General features: G+C 48.5%; 15 protein-coding genes and 1 pseudogene. 5 read left to right on the top strand and 11 right to left on the bottom strand.

What is annotated here, in order from left to right; all coding sequences use genetic code 11:
• Positions 1 to 2 precede the first annotated feature (2 nt).
• The gene (gene solA / locus G8759_RS25585) at positions 3 to 1,163 is read left to right on the top strand and encodes an N-methyl-L-tryptophan oxidase (protein ID WP_167214646.1); all 1,161 of its coding nucleotides are present in this window, start codon (positions 3 to 5) and stop codon (positions 1,161 to 1,163) included.
• A gap of 14 nt (positions 1,164 to 1,177) precedes the next feature.
• Here the strand turns inward: solA and G8759_RS25580 are convergent, their stop codons facing one another.
• The 11 genes and pseudogenes from G8759_RS25580 to aroQ all read right to left on the bottom strand — a co-directional run bounded on the left by G8759_RS25580 (position 1,178) and on the right by aroQ (position 8,682).
• On the bottom strand, positions 1,178 to 1,540 hold the full coding sequence (locus G8759_RS25580) for a DUF1304 domain-containing protein (protein WP_167214643.1): 363 nt from the start codon (positions 1,538 to 1,540) through the stop codon (positions 1,178 to 1,180).
• 89 nt (positions 1,541 to 1,629) lie between these two features.
• A complete protein-coding gene (locus G8759_RS25575; protein WP_167214640.1) occupies positions 1,630 to 2,184 on the bottom strand; it encodes a GNAT family N-acetyltransferase in 555 nt (184 codons plus the stop codon).
• A gap of 104 nt (positions 2,185 to 2,288) precedes the next feature.
• Positions 2,289 to 2,831 (bottom strand): DUF6580 family putative transport protein, encoded by a 543-nt coding sequence (locus tag G8759_RS25570; protein ID WP_167214637.1) that lies wholly within the window; start codon positions 2,829 to 2,831, stop codon positions 2,289 to 2,291.
• A 9-nt stretch (positions 2,832 to 2,840) separates the two neighbouring features.
• Positions 2,841 to 3,482, bottom strand: a complete 642-nt coding sequence (gene cobC / locus G8759_RS25565) for an alpha-ribazole phosphatase family protein (protein ID WP_167214634.1) — start codon at positions 3,480 to 3,482, stop codon at positions 2,841 to 2,843.
• A gap of 66 nt (positions 3,483 to 3,548) precedes the next feature.
• Positions 3,549 to 4,307, bottom strand: a complete 759-nt coding sequence (locus G8759_RS25560; RefSeq protein WP_167214631.1) for an adenosylcobinamide-GDP ribazoletransferase — start codon at positions 4,305 to 4,307, stop codon at positions 3,549 to 3,551.
• A 162-nt stretch (positions 4,308 to 4,469) separates the two neighbouring features.
• Positions 4,470 to 5,486, bottom strand: a complete 1,017-nt coding sequence (gene cobT, locus G8759_RS25555) for a nicotinate-nucleotide--dimethylbenzimidazole phosphoribosyltransferase (protein ID WP_167219256.1) — start codon at positions 5,484 to 5,486, stop codon at positions 4,470 to 4,472.
• An 82-nt stretch (positions 5,487 to 5,568) separates the two neighbouring features.
• On the bottom strand, positions 5,569 to 6,033 hold the full coding sequence (locus G8759_RS25550) for a pyrophosphohydrolase domain-containing protein (RefSeq protein ID WP_167214628.1): 465 nt from the start codon (positions 6,031 to 6,033) through the stop codon (positions 5,569 to 5,571).
• A 53-nt stretch (positions 6,034 to 6,086) separates the two neighbouring features.
• A pseudogene (locus tag G8759_RS25545) lies at positions 6,087 to 6,488 on the bottom strand (GxxExxY protein).
• 59 nt (positions 6,489 to 6,547) lie between these two features.
• Positions 6,548 to 7,126, bottom strand: coding sequence for a MarC family protein (locus G8759_RS25540; RefSeq protein WP_167214624.1), 579 nt, complete (start codon positions 7,124 to 7,126; stop codon positions 6,548 to 6,550).
• A gap of 26 nt (positions 7,127 to 7,152) precedes the next feature.
• Entirely contained in the window at positions 7,153 to 8,184 is a 1,032-nt protein-coding gene (locus tag G8759_RS25535; protein WP_167214621.1) for an aminotransferase class V-fold PLP-dependent enzyme, read from the bottom strand.
• A gap of 51 nt (positions 8,185 to 8,235) precedes the next feature.
• Positions 8,236 to 8,682, bottom strand: a complete 447-nt coding sequence (gene aroQ / locus G8759_RS25530; protein WP_167214616.1) for a type II 3-dehydroquinate dehydratase — start codon at positions 8,680 to 8,682, stop codon at positions 8,236 to 8,238.
• A 102-nt stretch (positions 8,683 to 8,784) separates the two neighbouring features.
• Between aroQ and xerD the strand changes: the two genes are divergently transcribed.
• The 4 genes from xerD to G8759_RS25510 all read left to right on the top strand — a co-directional run bounded on the left by xerD (position 8,785) and on the right by G8759_RS25510 (position 15,599).
• Positions 8,785 to 9,693, top strand: coding sequence for a site-specific tyrosine recombinase XerD (xerD, locus tag G8759_RS25525; RefSeq protein WP_167214613.1), 909 nt, complete (start codon positions 8,785 to 8,787; stop codon positions 9,691 to 9,693).
• Between the two features lie 183 nt (positions 9,694 to 9,876).
• On the top strand, positions 9,877 to 10,215 hold the full coding sequence (locus G8759_RS25520) for a PadR family transcriptional regulator (RefSeq protein WP_167214610.1): 339 nt from the start codon (positions 9,877 to 9,879) through the stop codon (positions 10,213 to 10,215).
• The gene (locus tag G8759_RS25515; protein ID WP_232073940.1) at positions 10,212 to 12,830 is read left to right on the top strand and encodes an ABC transporter permease; all 2,619 of its coding nucleotides are present in this window, start codon (positions 10,212 to 10,214) and stop codon (positions 12,828 to 12,830) included. The genes G8759_RS25520 and G8759_RS25515 overlap by 4 nt, the downstream gene beginning before the upstream one ends.
• A gap of 108 nt (positions 12,831 to 12,938) precedes the next feature.
• Entirely contained in the window at positions 12,939 to 15,599 is a 2,661-nt protein-coding gene (locus tag G8759_RS25510; protein ID WP_167214607.1) for an ABC transporter permease, read from the top strand.
• Positions 15,600 to 15,686: the final 87 nt, after the last annotated feature.

Here is a 15,686-nt window from a genome sequence, read left to right as displayed (position 1 = left end):
AAATGATTTTTGATGCTATTGTTGTTGGTTTGGGAGCCGTAGGAAGCGCAACGCTTTATCAACTGGCCAAACAAACACCACATGTGCTGGGATTAGATCAATTTAGTCCTCCTCACACGATGGGCTCTACGCATGGTGATACACGTATTACGCGGCAGGCCATTGGCGAAGGGGCTTATTTTGTGCCACTAGCCTTGCGATCATATGAGATCTGGCAGGAGCTTGAAGAGCTAACGGAGCAGCAATTATTGACGAAAACGGGCGGCCTTTTTATAGGTAAAGAACAGTCTGCTGTCCAGACCCACAATAAACCCGGTTGGTTAACAAACACCATCGAAGCCGCAGAACAGTTCGGAATTACGCACCAGATTCTGGATAAAACGAGCCTTCGGGATCAATACCCACAGTTTCGCTTTCGCGACGATGACATTGGTTATTACGAACCTGATGCGGGTTTTCTTAAGCCGGAATTATGTGTTTCGGCACATTTGGATCAAGCCCGGATAAATGGAGCTTCCATCCGAACGAATGAGCGAATGCTGTCATTTACCGAAACCGCCACTGGGGTTACCGTTCGAACGAATCTTGGAGAATATACGGCTAAAAAACTGGTGCTGACTACCGGTTCCTGGGTAACAGCGTCGCTTTACGATACGCCTTATCGTAATTTACTGACGGTTTATCGACAGGTTCAATACTGGTTTGACGTTCATGAAAACCACGCTGCGTTTACGTCTGATCATTTCCCGGTGTTCATCCTGAGTGATCTGGATGTGTATGGATTTCCGGCCATTGGCAGCCCCAGTGAGGGAATTAAAATTGCTATGGAAACGTATGCTAAATCCACAACGCCCGATGCCGTAAATCGTGTCGTTTCTGAGGCTGAAACAAGATCTATGTATGATCAATACATAGCGCCTAACTTTAGTGGAATTGGCCCTAAATGCATCAAATCCGCCGTTTGCCTGTATACGATGACCCCCAACGGCGATTTTGTGATCGATAATCACCCAAACTATCAACATGTATTGGTTGCCTCCGCCTGCTCGGGTCATGGATTTAAACATTCGGCCGCCGTGGGGCAGGTTCTGGCCGAGCTGGCCTTACAAAATCGAACGGATTTCGATTTAACGTCTTTCAGGCTGGATCGCTTTGCAGTTTGAAAATTACTTTTCGTTTAAGCCAGCAGTACAAAAATTAGTGCTATAAGAGCTGGTAATGCCTGAACGAAGAAGATGGAGCGTTGAGCCGTGGCGGCTCCATAGACACCGGCAACGATAACGCATCCCAGGAAAAAGTAGCTCACGTTTTTGCTCCAGACGGGATCGGTAATCAGTAATGACCAAAATAGGCCAGCTGCCAGAAAACCATTATAAAGTCCCTGATTAGCAGCTAGTGCCTTTGTTGGCTCGAACAAATCGGGTGATAACGATTTAAACGTTTTTCGCCCTCTGGTCGTCCAGGCGAACATCTCAAGCCACAAAATGTAAAGGTGTTCGATGGCTACAAACCCGATTAAAATCTGAGACAGTATGGTCATGGCTGGTGGGTTTAGTCGTTGGGTTATGGGTGTTTTCGTAAATGTGCTGAAATTACCGATAGGCCGCCCTACTGTACTGGTGCTATTTTTTAAACAAGCGGTGTTAACCGCGAGTAGTGAATGGAGTCGTGAAACTGACCTTTGTAGAATTGATTTTCTTTAAAATGGGCTTCTTTTTGAAAACCAGCCTTTTCCAGAACGCTGGCTGAGGCTGTATTCTGAGGATCAACTATGCCTTCAATAGAGTGAAGTTTCATTTGCTGAAAACCGTAATCGACCACGGCCGAGAGCGCTTCCTGCATAATGCCCTGTCCCCGAAAATCCGCGCTTAACAAATAGCCAACTTCAGCCCGATGGTGTTCTTTTGCCATTCTGACATACCCAATTGTGCCAATTACAGTAGGGTTATGATGCAGCGTAATACCCCAGGTTATACTCTCATTTTTTCGGATGCCATCGTTTATGGACTGAATCAGTTGAAAAGCATCAGCGATGGATTGAGCAATTGGGCGGGGGATAAACCGCATGATTTCCGGGTTGGAGCGGAGGGCGAAGAAATCGGTTTCGTCTTCTCGTTTCATCTGCCTTAAGATCAGGCGATTCGTTGTTAATTCCGGGAAAGGAGTAAAGTTGATAGCAAGCATGCCGTTTTCTGACTATTGAACCTGTATGTGCCGTGTTGCGCCGAATATACTAAAAAAGCCTTCCGATAAATCAGAAGGCTTTTTGATTGTTTTTGTGGATTGACTCACGCCCGAACAGGCCTCAATACGGTGAACCGTTGCTGAAGCAGATAATAACCACCAAATAGAACGGCACTAAAAAACAGATCACCCAATAGCCCATTCAGGAAAAAAGATGTACCGTTGTAAAACGCTAATCCGGCGGCATAACAGGTCATCAGACCAGCCGGCGTTTGCGGATAGAATGAACTGCCGTACCATACGGCAAAATTCGTAATCAGAAAAAAGAGAACTGACGAGGTAACCGAAGCGGCAGCAATACGGACCGCAGTGGGCTGACGGAGTGCCCACAGACCAAGTAGCCATGTCAGACCAAAACTGACGTAAACGGCCACCATGTTGCCGTGAAAACCAATTAGGGCATCACTCAGAAACATAGCCACTGCCGGGGCTACCAAACCAAGCCATTTCCGTTCGAAGGTGGCCGCTCCAAAAAGCGCCAGTGCGGCAATGGGCGTAAAGTTAGGCCAGTGTGGCAGCAAACGGAATAAGGCCGTTGCCAGGACAATCAGGCTAAGTGTAATCAGACGAATTTGTAGCGATTTCATGAGAATCTATCAGCGATTAATGAATTGAATCGTGTATGAGGACTCTGTAAGAGTCAGTTTGGTAACCGCGCCATAATCGAGATTAAGACGATAGGCATTTTGCAAAGATAAATCCAGAAACAGACACAGCAAAGCCCTGATTACGCCACCATGTGAGACAATGAACACCGGCTGAACGGTTTGAGTTTGGGCAAGCGGCTGAATTGTATCGCGCCAGAATGATCCAACCCGTTCGAAAACATCATTGAAATTTTCACCATTGGGTGTTCTAACGTTCACGAAATCGGCCATCCAGGGGTCCAGAACATCACGGCCAATATCGGCCCAGGGCGTCATTTCCCAGTCGCCAAAAAAGAATTCCTTGAGCCGGTCGTCAAACTGTACGTTCAGTGGGTGAGGGTCTACCACTCTGGTTTGGCCGGGCGCAGTTTCGATCTGGCTCGTATGGGCAAACACTGACGCCAGATCGTTGGCTAACCGCTGGCAACGGCGCAGGGGCGATGAGAAAATAGCGATAGGATCGTCGGGCAAATTGGCCAGCAGCCGATCGCGTTGTTCTTCATAGGTGTCGGCTAAGTCTACGTCCGACTGGCCGTAAGCAACACTTCGGCCAACGGCAACTTCAGTATGGCGAATCAGATAAACATCCATGAGGTGTATGTTGTAGCACGTAAGAGAGTAGGAGGAAAGCTATGGTGTAGGAAGCTTATCGTCTGGTTAAACCGAAACCCATAAGAGTGACACAAACGACAGATAGACAACAACTTCGGTAATTTGCTGGACGGCTCCTAAACAATCGCCGGTGTAACCACCGAGCCATTCTTTGAAAAACCAGATGAATCGCCAGCGAACCAGCGCCAGCGGAATCAGGAAAAGTAAATAAATCCAGAGTGTCGTGTATAGTACTAAAGCCACTAACGGAACGAGCCCAAAAAAAGCAGCAACCGCCAGTTGTCCAGCTGTAATGCCCTGAGCAATGGGTTTTGCCTTGGCGTCGAGGTCTTCACGGGCATAAGGGAGTGCACGGATAACCGTTGCGGCCGTTAACCGACTCAGGCTATGTGCCGAAATGTATTTCAACGCAACGGCCAAGCCGAATGTTTCGGCACTCAGCATGGATTGCAGGGCAAAAAATTTAACTGCCAGCAGGAGTCCCAGGCCAATGGTTCCATAGGTTCCAAGGCGGCTGTCTTTCATAATCGCCAGGATTTTCTCTTTCGTCCAGCCACCACCAAAACCGTCGCAAACGTCGGCAAAACCATCTTCGTGAAAAGCCCCTGTTATCCAGACAGTTGCGATCATACTGAACAATACGGGCAGGTAAGTCGGCGGAAACAGTGCCGTACCGAGCCAGTACAAGCCAACCCCAATTGCACCCACAATCCAGCCGATAAGTGGAAAAAACACCGTTGACCGATTTAACGCATCGGCTGAATGGTCGATGTTCTTCGGAACCGGCAGGCGGGTATAGAACATGAGGGCAGTAAAGAAGAGTCGCAAGGGGAGGGTGTCGTTTTTGTTGGGCAGTTTGCAGTAGGCAGTACTGGTCAGTTGAACTCTTTCTCAACAAGGCGTGTCAGAGTCCTTTTTTATGTTACGGAAAATCGTGGCATGGTACACCTCGTTGACAAAGTCCTGTTAGTCTAAAATGTCCATCGTTGCCATCTCGTTCAGCATGTTGACAGCAGCCTCTACGATTGGATAAGCGAGTGCGCAGCCCGTACCTTCACCTAACCGCAGATCAAGATTGAGCAACGGCCGAACGCCCAGAAAGCGAAGCATTTGCTGATGCCCGGCTTCGTCGGATTGATGGCAGAAAACACAGTTTTGCAGCACCGCTGGGTTGAGGGTGTGAGCGACCAATAAGGCTGATGTAGCAATGAAACCGTCGACCAGGATAATCATACCGTTTTCCGCGGCCTGTATCATGCCACCCACGATAGAGGCAATTTCCAGGCCACCCATTGCCGCTAAAATTGCCATTGGATCGGCCAACGCTGTATAATGGGAAGCCACTTCCTGCAAAATGGCGAGCTTATGCGCCAGTCCGGCATCGTTCAGTCCGGTACCGCGCCCAACGCATTGTTCGAGTGGTAGACCCGTCAGACGGTGCATAAGTAGGGTAGCGGGAGAAGTATTCCCAATGCCCATTTCGCCAAATCCAACGATGTTGCAGCCGCGATACTGAATCCCGTTCACCAGCGTTTTTCCAGCGTCAATGGCCGCAGCACATTCGTCGGGTGTCATGGCAGGTTCATAACGCATGTTTCGGGTGCCCGGCCGGATCTTGTATTTAACGAAGCTGGGCGTATTCTCGTCAAACGATCCATTTACGCCAACATCACAAACCAGTAACGTCAACCCATTTTGGCGACAAAACACATTGATGGCGGCTCCGCCTGCAATGAAGTTTTTAACCATGCCATAGGTGATATCGGCTGGGTAAGCGCTAACGCCCTCAGCTGCCAGCCCGTGATCGCCGGCGAAAACAAGCAGGTGTGGATTGGTCAGAACAGGAGTCTCTGTTTGCTGAATCAGCGCGATCTGAAGAGCCAGTTCTTCCAGTCGCCCCAGCGCACCCAACGGTTTGGTTTTATTGTCGATACGCCGACGAATCGTTGTTTCGAGCGTCGTGAGTGATGAAGTGAGTGTCATTGTAAAGTAATAAGGCTTGATTCCGGTATTCGGCTTGATCAGCAAATCGAATACCGGAAAATTGTAAATCAAAGGCCGTAGGCTAGGTAAGAATTGTCTCTAAATCGGCAGGTGAGTAGTTGATGCTCTTGAGGGTTTTATGATCGGCATCGCGATAAACCAGGAATTTTCCATCTGATTCGACAAAATGGCAATCGACCCCTTTGGCCTGATACTGGGCTACCGTTGCTTCGGCCTCTTCGACTGTCAGACAGGCTTTGCTCATGTTAGACCGTTGAACTTCGTCAAACAACGCCTTGAATTTATCGCCCAGGCCAAACTCCAGAACAGCTCCTGATAACACATACTGTAAATCGCAGAGGGCGTCGGCTACACCAACGAGGTCGCCTTCGGCAATGGCTTCCCGGAATTCGTCGAGTTCCTCGGCCAGCAGCGACACCCGAAGTTTACAGCGGGCTTCAGATGGAATCTGGGGTGTATCGAGAACGGGAGCATGAAACGTGCGGTGAAATTCCGCAACCTGGGTAAGTGAGTCTGGTGAATTCATTCTGAACTATGATTACGTTGATTAGATGATTTCGCTGACCTGGGCGTTAATGATCAGCTTGATTTAGGAGGAGCTATTGAGTTAGCGACTCGTTTAAACTGGAGGCTTCGGGCACCAAAATTGATTAATAAACCAATTCTGAGGTGATAGGCTTCAAGGTAATTGATAGCCTGGGCGAGATGAACATCCTCCAACTAAGTGACTGCTTTTAATTCGACTGCGAGAAAATTGTTGATCAGAAAGTCTACCCGGCGTGCTCCGATTTGCAACCCTCGATAGAAAATGGGCATATCCACTTCTCTGGCAAATGAGATTTGGGCTTGGCCCAATTCAATGGCTAAAGCTCGCTGGTAAATAACTTCCTGAAAGCCATTGCCTAATTGACGGTGTACTTCCATAGCGCACCCTATTATTCGGCTGGTCAATTCTGAATGTTCGTAACGATTATCGATCATATCACGGTACGATGGTTAATTACTGCAAACTAATCAGTGAAATCAATTGATCAACGTAATCACAGTTCAGATAGCAGGTTCGTTTTAAATAGCTTAATGGCGATTGCCAACAGGATAATGCCGAATATTTTGCGGAGTACGGCCAGGCCGCCCGATCCCAACCGGGTTTCGAGCCATCCTGATGACTTCAGAACGGCATAGATCAGAAACAGATTCAGAATAATACCGACAATGATATTCGCCGTTTGATACTCCGCGCGTAGGGAGATAAGGGTCGTTAGTGTACCGGCACCGGCAATAAGCGGAAACGCAATGGGCACAATATGTGTTGCTCCACCCGTACTGCTTTCATCTGGTTTGAAAATCGTGCGACCCAGAATCATTTCCAGGCCAATCAGAAAAATGATGAGGGCTCCGGCTACGGCAAATGACGCAACGTCAACGCCAAACAGTTTCAGGAGACGTTCGCCAACAAATAAAAATGACACCATCAGGGCGCCCGATACGAACGTTGCCCGTTCTGACTCGATCTTGCCGACTTTTTTTCGGAGATCGATAATGACAGGCAACGAGCCAATCACATCGATAACCGAAAATAAAATAAGCGTGACCGAGGCAATTTCTTTTATATTAAACATGGTATTCTCTAGTCATTCTGAAAACGTTACTGTTGGAATGACAAAAGGAATTGTTTTAAGGTTTCAATCTCATCATCCGTAATGGCCGGGAAGTTGGCAATACGGAACGTCGTTGTTTTCCAGTCACCATACCCGTTGCCAAGGGTGATCCCTGCCTGTTGAGCTGCTTGTTTTACGGCCTTGATAGCCGCTTCCGACCCTTCAACGGCAATGACCGTATCGGATCGCTCGGCCGGATTGTCGATCAATAACCGAAAGGGCGATTTGTTCATTTCCTGCTCAAAAAACGAATACAAGGCCGCACTCCGCTTTTTGGTGACAGCGTCTACCTCAGCAATAGGCGATACTTGTTGTAATACGCGCATCAGCAGGTAGATACCGAGGCCGTTGGGCGTATAGGGCGTCTGGAATTTGGCAAAATTTTCGTGGATGAACAAAAGACTGTTGTAGTGATCGTTCTCGCCGATTTCCTGCGCCCGCTTGAGTGCAGCAGGCGAGTAAACCAGCACGGCCAGCCCGGCTGGCAATCCGAAACATTTTTGTACGGACGCAAACCAGACATCGGCCAGCGTCCAGTCGAATTGGATGCCCGCCATGGATGAAACCGCATCGACGGCAATCAAGGCAGACCCCTCATTACTCGAAAAATCCCGCCGGAACTGAGCGAGTGTTTCCATCGTAACCTGAGTTCCGTTGGACGTTTCATTCTGAACGAGGCAAAGCACATCGGCCTGATTGAGTTCGATCGGCGGTTTAATCTTGTAAGCATATTCAGCCCATTTTTTGCCGAATGCGCCACTGTATGGATGTAAACTAGCCTGAACCGTCAGCGACTGCGCCACAATCTCCCAGCATTCCGTTGCCGAGGATACAAGGGCGATATGGTAATTGGCCGGAATGGCGAGTTTTTCGTGTAAAAGCCGGACCGTTTCTTTCACGATCTCCATAAACCCCGCGCTACGGTGGTTCAGACTAACAATACCTTCGCGTACGGCTTCGGATGCGTAGTCGGCTACCTGCGGATAAACTTTCGACGGTCCAGGATAAAAGGTGATCATTACAGGGAGTAGCTGGCAATCAGTAGCCAACAGGTTTCTACGAGTTATAAATTATTTTGGGCTGTTCGCTGATGGCTGCTCACTGAGAAGATAGCGCACTGCCATTTCATATCCTTTCAAGCCCAGACCAACGATAATTCCTTTGCATTTAGCCGACAGATAGCTGTGATGGCGAAATGATTCGCGGGCATGAACATTGGATATATGGACCTCAATGGCTGGTGCTGTAACCGCAGAAAGCGCATCGGCAAGGGCGATAGACGTATGGGTGTAAGCACCAGCGTTGATCACGATTCCATCGATCGTAAAGCCCAATTCATGGATTTTATCCAGGAGCTCACCCTCATGATTCGACTGAAAATAGCGAAGTTGCACATCGGGAAACATTGCTTCCAGCGTTTTCAGGTAATCCACAAAGGAGCGGTTACCATAAATATCGGGTTCGCGTTTGCCCAGCAGGTTCAGGTTGGGCCCGTTAATAATAAGAATCTGTTTCATAAAAATGTACAATGCATCATAAATAGGAGGTGATTGTGGACTTCATGTCGTGCTACTTTAGCCGCTATTCATTCTACATTGCCTCGTATTCATTCAACCTCTATGTGGCAAAGTTATATAAACGCCTTTAAGAACTACCTTAAACTCGAACGGTCGCTGTCCGAAAACTCAGTTGAGGCTTATCTTCATGATGCCGAGAAGCTCTATCAATACATGTTATTGACCGATCCGGCGGTATCGCCAATGGAGGTAACCGAGAGGCAGTTAATGAACTTTCTGGTCTATCTGGGTGAATTGGGACTTACGGCCCACAGCCAGGCCCGAATACTCTCCGGATTGAAGTCATTTTTTAAATACCTGCTGCTCGAAAATCTGATTCAGCGCGATCCAACCCAGTTGCTGGAAGCACCCAAACTCGGTCGTAAGCTCCCCGATACACTCAGCTTTCCGGAAATTGAAGCCATGCTGGCGGCCATTGACCTCTCGACACCCGGCGGCACCCGCGACCGGGCAATGCTCGAAGTGTTGTATAGTTCGGGTCTGCGCGTATCGGAGTTGCTCAATTTACGGCTGACCAACTGTTATTTCGATGCCGGATTTGTCCGGGTTCTCGGTAAGGGTGATAAAGTGCGGCTGGTTCCGATCGGCGAAGACGCCATGCATTACACGCGCATCTACGTCGAGCATGTGCGCTCGACGCTTGATGTTCAGAAAGGAGATGAGGACACGATCTTCCTGAATCTACGCGGCAAACAGCTTTCGCGGATTTCGGTCTTTACGACGATTAAAAAGCTGGCCGATGAGGTCAATATTAAAAAAAACATTAGTCCCCACACATTTCGGCATTCGTTCGCAACGCACCTGATCGAAGGGGGAGCCGACCTGCGGGCAGTGCAGCAGATGTTAGGCCACGAGTCGATCACAACCACCGAAATTTACACCCACCTCGACCGTGATTATCTAAAACAAACACTCCGAGAGTACCATCCCAGAAGCTCGAAGCGGAGTTGACTGATTTTCAAGACGCTATTTTATGGCGTTCGGTTATGTCCGTTGAGGGACAACGATTGTCCATTTACGGACAAACTTTCTTCACAAAGAACGATAAAAGAGCCATTTTAAGCGGTTTTAGAAACTGTCGACGGTTTGGCCGCAGATTTGTACGATAAAATATAAACTAATAAATCAGACGGTATGCGTCGAACGTATTTAGGCGAATTTGAAGAAGTGGTTTTGATAATGGTAGCTATTCTGGATGGTGAAGGCTATGGGGTTACTGTTAGCCAGGCCCTCGAAGAACATACGGGCCGAATCGTCACCTTCGGTACCGTCCATAATACCCTCATCCGGCTCGAAGAGAAAGGCTTCGTTAAATCGGAACTGGGTGGAGCTACCGCCGAACGGGGTGGACGACGTAAGCGTCTGTTCCGGGTTACGGCCCTGGGAAGCCGGGCGCTACAGGAAATACAACAGCTTCGGCATGAGCTCTGGCAGATGGTTCCACCTCATACGCTTCGGCTGAGTGGCTTATGAACTCCGTTTCTCAACCACCCCGCTGGGCAAGGCGGCTACTGGCCTGGTTGCATCCCTGGGACACCCTGGAGGAAGTCGAGGGCGATCTGGACGAGCTATATACCTATTGGTATAAGCGATCGGGTCCGCAGCAAGCTACCCTGCGTTATCTGCTCAATGTAGTATCGGTATTGCCGCCTTTTGTGCGTCGACGACAGCGTAAAGAAGAGTACAGTCAATTATCAATCCTGAAACCCATCATGATCCGTAATTATCTAAAAATCGCCTGGCGAAACATCGCTCATAATAAATCATTTTCGGCCATCAATATCCTGGGTCTGGCGCTGGGTATGGCGTGTAGTCTGCTCATTTTTCTGTGGATTCAGGACGAATTCAGTGTCGATGCCTATCATGCCAACGGTCCGCAACTCTACAACGTCATGGAACGTCAGTTCTACGATGGAAAAGTTGAAGCCAGCCCAGGAACGCCCGGATTACTGGCCGATGAGTTGAAAAAAGAGTTTCCCGAAATAGCGTATGCCGCTGGTCTGTCATGGGAAGAGGAACGAACCTTTTCGGTGGGGGAGAAACTGAACAAGGAAAAAGGGCGAGCCGCCGGGGCGGATTGGTTTAAGATGTTTAGTCTTCCACTGCTGGCCGGTAGTGCCGAAACTGCATTGAATGCTCCGGCCAATATTGCCATCTCACGGAAATTGGCAACAAACTATTTTGGCAGCCCGCAGGCGGCAATGGGCAAAAGTATCCGGATCGGTAACAAGGAAGATTATCAGGTAAGTGCCGTTTTTGAGGATATACCGAAAAATGGATCGGTAACTTATGATTATCTGCTTAGTTGGTCAGACCTTCTGAGACACAATGAATGGCTGAAGGAATGGGGCACCAACGTACCCGAAACCCGAATTCAACTCCGGGTCGACCGTAATGGTGTGTCGGCCGATCCGGCCCGGCTGGAAGCGAAAATGAAGTCGTTTCTGAAAAGCCGTAATCCAGGCATGGAAAAGCGCGGTTTAGACGTTCAGCTTTTTTTGCAACCCTATCAGGAAGCCTATCTGTATTCCAATTTTAAGAACGGATATCAGAATGGCGGTCGCATCGAATACGTGCGGTTATTTGGTATCGTAGCGGTTTTTATTCTGCTGATTGCCTGCATTAATTTCATGAATCTGGCCACAGCACGTTCCGTCAAACGGGCTCGCGAGGTGGGCGTTCGGAAAGTGGTTGGCGCGGGCCGGAACTGGCTGATCGGGCAATTTATTGGAGAAGCTATGGTCCTGACCGCTCTGGCTTTAGTAATCGCGCTGGGTCTTGTCTGGGTGCTGCTGCCTACCTTCAACAGCCTGACCGAGAAGCACATTACGTTTCAGTTTGCCACTGCCTCATTCTGGTTCATGTTGCTTGGGATGACGCTCGTTACCGGATTGATTGCCGGCAGCTATCCGGCCCTTTTCCTGTCGTCGCTGAACCCGATTCGGGTATTGAAAGGCACCATTCGATTTGGCTCTGGTGCGCGACTTTTCCGACAGGGTCTTGTGGTTTTTCAGTTTGCCCTGTCGATGTTGCTGATTATCGGAACGATCATCGTATACAGGCAAATTGATTTTATCCAGACCAAGAATCTTGGTTTTGATCGGGAGGGGATGCTTTACGTTTCCTCGGAGGGTGAGCTGGCTACTAAATACGGCACCTTCAAGCAGGAACTGTTACGAATGCCTGGCATTCAGGCAGTAACCAAAATGGATGGAACGCCAACCAATGGATTTGGAAGCACGGGCAACGTTCAATGGCCGGGTAAGGATACAACAACCAGTATCCAGTTCCAATTCTCGACGGTCGATTATGATTTCACGAAGACGCTGAAAGTAAACGTTACCGGGCGGGATTTTTCGAGCGATTTTGGTGCCGATTCGGCCAATTTCCTCATTAATGAAACCGCAGCCCGGCGGATTGGCTATAAAGACCCGATTGGTAAGCCCCTGACTATGTGGGGAAAAAGAGGGACAATCATTGGTGTCGTTGCCGACTATCACCAAAGTTCGATGCACACGCCCATTGAACCGTTTATTGCCAAACTGGGCCAGGGGAAAATTATCATTGTTCGCATCAAACCTGGCCAGACCAAGCAGGCACTGGCGAGCCTGGAAACCCTGGCGCGTCAAATGAATCCTAAGTTTCCGCTCACGTATCGGTTTGCCGATGAGGCTTTCCAGAAATTGTACCATAGCGAAACCGTAGTTGGGGCGCTGGTCAATTACTTCGCGTTTCTGGCCATCTTCATTTCCTGTCTGGGGCTGTTCGGGCTGGCGGCTTTTATGGCCGAACAACGGACGAAAGAAATCGGTGTACGCAAAGTGCTGGGCGCTTCGGTGACGAGCATCGTTGCCTTGCTTTCGGAGGATTTTCTCAAGCTGGTATTGGTGGCTATTCTCATTTCATCGCCAGTTGCCTGGTACGGGATGAGCAGCTGGTTGCAGAATTATGCCTACAAGATTGATATTGAGTGGTGGATTTTTGCGCTGGCTGGGCTATTGGCGATTGGAATCGCATTGCTAACGATCAGCTTCCAGAGTATCAAAGCCGCATTGATGAATCCTGTTCGCTCACTACGGTCAGAATGATGACTGGCTAATGGACTATGTACCGCTCGGGCGTTTGCGGATTTAAAACCTGTAGCGATAAATGGCCTTTTCAATGCATTAATCCCTGCACCTTAGCCATTACTCTTTATGAAACCTCGTCCCGTCGAACCGCCCCGCTGGGCTCACTGGTTGCTCACCCGGCTACACCCTAAGGACACTTTGGAGGAAGTGGAGGGGGATCTGGATGAGCTGTATCGGTACTGGTATGAGCGGTCGGGTCAAACGCACGCTACCCTGCGTTATGTGCTCAATGTGGTGTCGGTGCTGCCGCCTTTTGTACGGAGGAGGAAACGACAACCAGAATACGATCATAAACCCTCAAGCCTAACTCCTGACATGATTCGGAACTATTTCAAAATCGCTTTTAGAAACCTGCTGCTCAATAAAGTCTATTCAGTCATCAATATTGCTGGGTTAGCTATTGGCATGATCGGCTGTCTTTCGATCGGTCTGTTTGTATGGGACGAATGGAAATTTGATAAAACGATTCCAGACGGAGAGAACATTTTTCGCATTTATACGAAAAGAACCAAAGATAATACGACCACGAAGCAAGCGGTTGTTGCTCCGGCTTATGCCAGCTTTCTGCAACAGCAATATCCCGAAGTAGATACCTCTACCAGGATATTGATGGCTCCCGACCGGTTTTTGATGGAAACAGGCAGTCAAAAAAACTATGAAGACAAAGGCTGGTTTGTGGAACCGTCGTTTCTACAGGTATTCGCTTTACCATTGGAAAAGGGGACGGTTGCAGGCATTCTTGATATTCCGAAAACAGTTATTCTTTCCAGCGAGCTGGCCAAAAAGTATTTCGGCCGTGAGAATCCCATTGGTAAAACCCTCAAAATAAATACGTTCGATTATACCGTAAAAGGCGTATTGGCACCGTTGCCGGATCATTTTCATTTGGATTTTCATTTCCTGATGTCTTTATCCAGCGTGGGTATACCACCAAGTCGAATGGAAAGATGGACCTGGAACCAGTTTTTTACCTACATAAAAGTAAAGCCCGGAATTGATATTGAACACCTACAAAACAAGTTCCAGGCGTATGTAAAAGCCGAGATTATCAAACCCGGCGACACCGTTATGCTGCCTTTTTTTCAGCGACTCGACGATATTCATCTTGGCTCGGCTGATTTTACATTCGACAATGCCATCCGTGGAAATGAAAGTTATGTAAATGCCTTGATGATCATTGCCCTGTTTGTACTGGTCATTGCCTGTTTCAATTTTATTAACCTGGCTACAGCCGTCTCGTTCAGGAGAGCCAGAGAAATCGGTGTACGGAAAGTAGTTGGCGCAGGACGCAGGCAACTCGTTTTTCAATTTCTGGGCGAAACGATTTTGATATCCATGATCGCTATGCTCATCGCAGTAATCGCTTTGTTTATCGTCGTTCCGGCATTGAATCGCTTCACCGATAAAACGATAGCCTTTAACCCACTTACCAATCCGCAATTAGGCTTGTTACTCCTGGGTACAACCCTGTTGGTGGGTATACTGGCGGGTAGCTATCCGGCCATTGTCGTATCTGGTTTTCAGCCGGTGAAGGTGTTGAAAAACATACAGCTATCCGTCAACGGCAAATCCTGGTTCAGACAGGCCCTGGTCGTTGTTCAGTTTGCCCTTTCTTCATTGCTAATTATTTCGACTATTGTCGTGTTCCGGCAAACCCGGTATATGAACAATAAGGATCTGGGGTTCCATAAAGAACAACTGATCTATTTTCAGGCACAGGGTGAGGTAGCGGGGAAAGGGCTCGAAACGTTTAAGGCCGAACTGAGACGCTCTCCCAATGTGCTTGCGGTTACCTCAGGTTATGGTCTTCCGGGCGACCAGTTTGCCGGAGATGGCGTTACCCTTCCAGGTAAGAATGCAGAAAAGGAATATTCGGTAAACATGTTTATCGGCGATCATGGCTACGTAAAAACACTAGGTCTACAACTAATTGCGGGCAGAGATTTTTCAAAAAACATGTCGACTGATGTGCGGGAAGCCTTTATCATCAACGAAATGGCGGTGAAAGAATTCGGCTTTGGTTCTCCTGAAAAAGCGTTGAGCCAACGGATAAATTGGCATGAATGGGTGCCCGCCGACACGTCAAATCCGATTAAAAAAGGAAGGATAGTAGGGGTAGTTCGGGATTTTCACTATAAAAGCCTTCATGAGAAAGTCACGGCAGCGGTAATCCACATGGTACCGCAGGAGGTATTTAAAGTGGCTGTAAAGGTCAGAGAAGCTGATATACAGCAAACGATAGCCTATATCAATACGGTATGGAGTCAGTTCTCGCCCAACTTCCCTCTGGATTATAAGTTCATGGACGATACCTATGGGAAAATGTATAGCACCGAAGAAAAACTAAGCGAATTGCTCTGGGTGTTTGCCGTCCTTGCCATTACCGTAGGCTATATGGGCTTGTTCGGACTGGCGACCTTTAGTGTAGAACAGCGTGTCAAAGAGATCGGAATTCGGAAAGTATTGGGCGCCAGTGTACTTACCATCATGGGACTAATTTCCAGAAATTTTATCGCGCTGGTTTCCCTGGCTTTTATGATCGCCACACCAGTAGCCTGGTGGACGATGGGCAGTTGGCTGAATGAATTTCCGTATCGGATTGCAATTGACTGGTGGATGTTCGCTCTGGCAGGTGGATTAGCTATAGGAATTGCATTGTTGACGGTGAGTTCCCAGGCAATCAAAGCAGCCCTGATGAACCCGGTCAAAAGCTTACGTAGCGAATAAGCGATGACGGCTGATCAATCTCCGCCCCGCTGGGCCCATTGGCTACTGACCTGGCTACACCCTGGAGGAAGTGGAGGGGGATCTGGA

It is taken from the genome of Spirosoma aureum, from assembly GCF_011604685.1.
GTDB lineage: Bacteria > Bacteroidota > Bacteroidia > Cytophagales > Spirosomataceae > Spirosoma > Spirosoma aureum.
This window is presented reverse-complemented; position numbering and strand designations above follow the sequence as displayed.

Excerpts from the sequence above, each read along its gene's own strand:
- cobT (WP_167219256.1), bottom strand. The coding sequence starts at position 5,486 with ATGACACTCACTTCATCACTCACGACGCTCGAAACAACGATTCGTCGG.
- G8759_RS25575 (WP_167214640.1), bottom strand. The coding sequence starts at position 2,184 with ATGCTTGCTATCAACTTTACTCCTTTCCCGGAATTAACAACGAATCGC.
- xerD (WP_167214613.1), top strand. The coding sequence starts at position 8,785 with ATGTGGCAAAGTTATATAAACGCCTTTAAGAACTACCTTAAACTCGAA.
- G8759_RS25560 (WP_167214631.1), bottom strand. The coding sequence starts at position 4,307 with ATGTTCTATACCCGCCTGCCGGTTCCGAAGAACATCGACCATTCAGCC.
- G8759_RS25540 (WP_167214624.1), bottom strand. The coding sequence starts at position 7,126 with ATGTTTAATATAAAAGAAATTGCCTCGGTCACGCTTATTTTATTTTCG.
- G8759_RS25510 (WP_167214607.1), top strand. The coding sequence starts at position 12,939 with ATGAAACCTCGTCCCGTCGAACCGCCCCGCTGGGCTCACTGGTTGCTC.
- G8759_RS25550 (WP_167214628.1), bottom strand. The coding sequence starts at position 6,033 with ATGAATTCACCAGACTCACTTACCCAGGTTGCGGAATTTCACCGCACG.
- cobC (WP_167214634.1), bottom strand. The coding sequence starts at position 3,482 with ATGGATGTTTATCTGATTCGCCATACTGAAGTTGCCGTTGGCCGAAGT.
- G8759_RS25515 (WP_232073940.1), top strand. The coding sequence starts at position 10,212 with ATGAACTCCGTTTCTCAACCACCCCGCTGGGCAAGGCGGCTACTGGCC.
- G8759_RS25520 (WP_167214610.1), top strand. The coding sequence starts at position 9,877 with ATGCGTCGAACGTATTTAGGCGAATTTGAAGAAGTGGTTTTGATAATG.
- G8759_RS25535 (WP_167214621.1), bottom strand. The coding sequence starts at position 8,184 with ATGATCACCTTTTATCCTGGACCGTCGAAAGTTTATCCGCAGGTAGCC.
- aroQ (WP_167214616.1), bottom strand. The coding sequence starts at position 8,682 with ATGAAACAGATTCTTATTATTAACGGGCCCAACCTGAACCTGCTGGGC.
- G8759_RS25580 (WP_167214643.1), bottom strand. The coding sequence starts at position 1,540 with ATGACCATACTGTCTCAGATTTTAATCGGGTTTGTAGCCATCGAACAC.
- G8759_RS25570 (WP_167214637.1), bottom strand. The coding sequence starts at position 2,831 with ATGAAATCGCTACAAATTCGTCTGATTACACTTAGCCTGATTGTCCTG.
- solA (WP_167214646.1), top strand. The coding sequence starts at position 3 with ATGATTTTTGATGCTATTGTTGTTGGTTTGGGAGCCGTAGGAAGCGCA.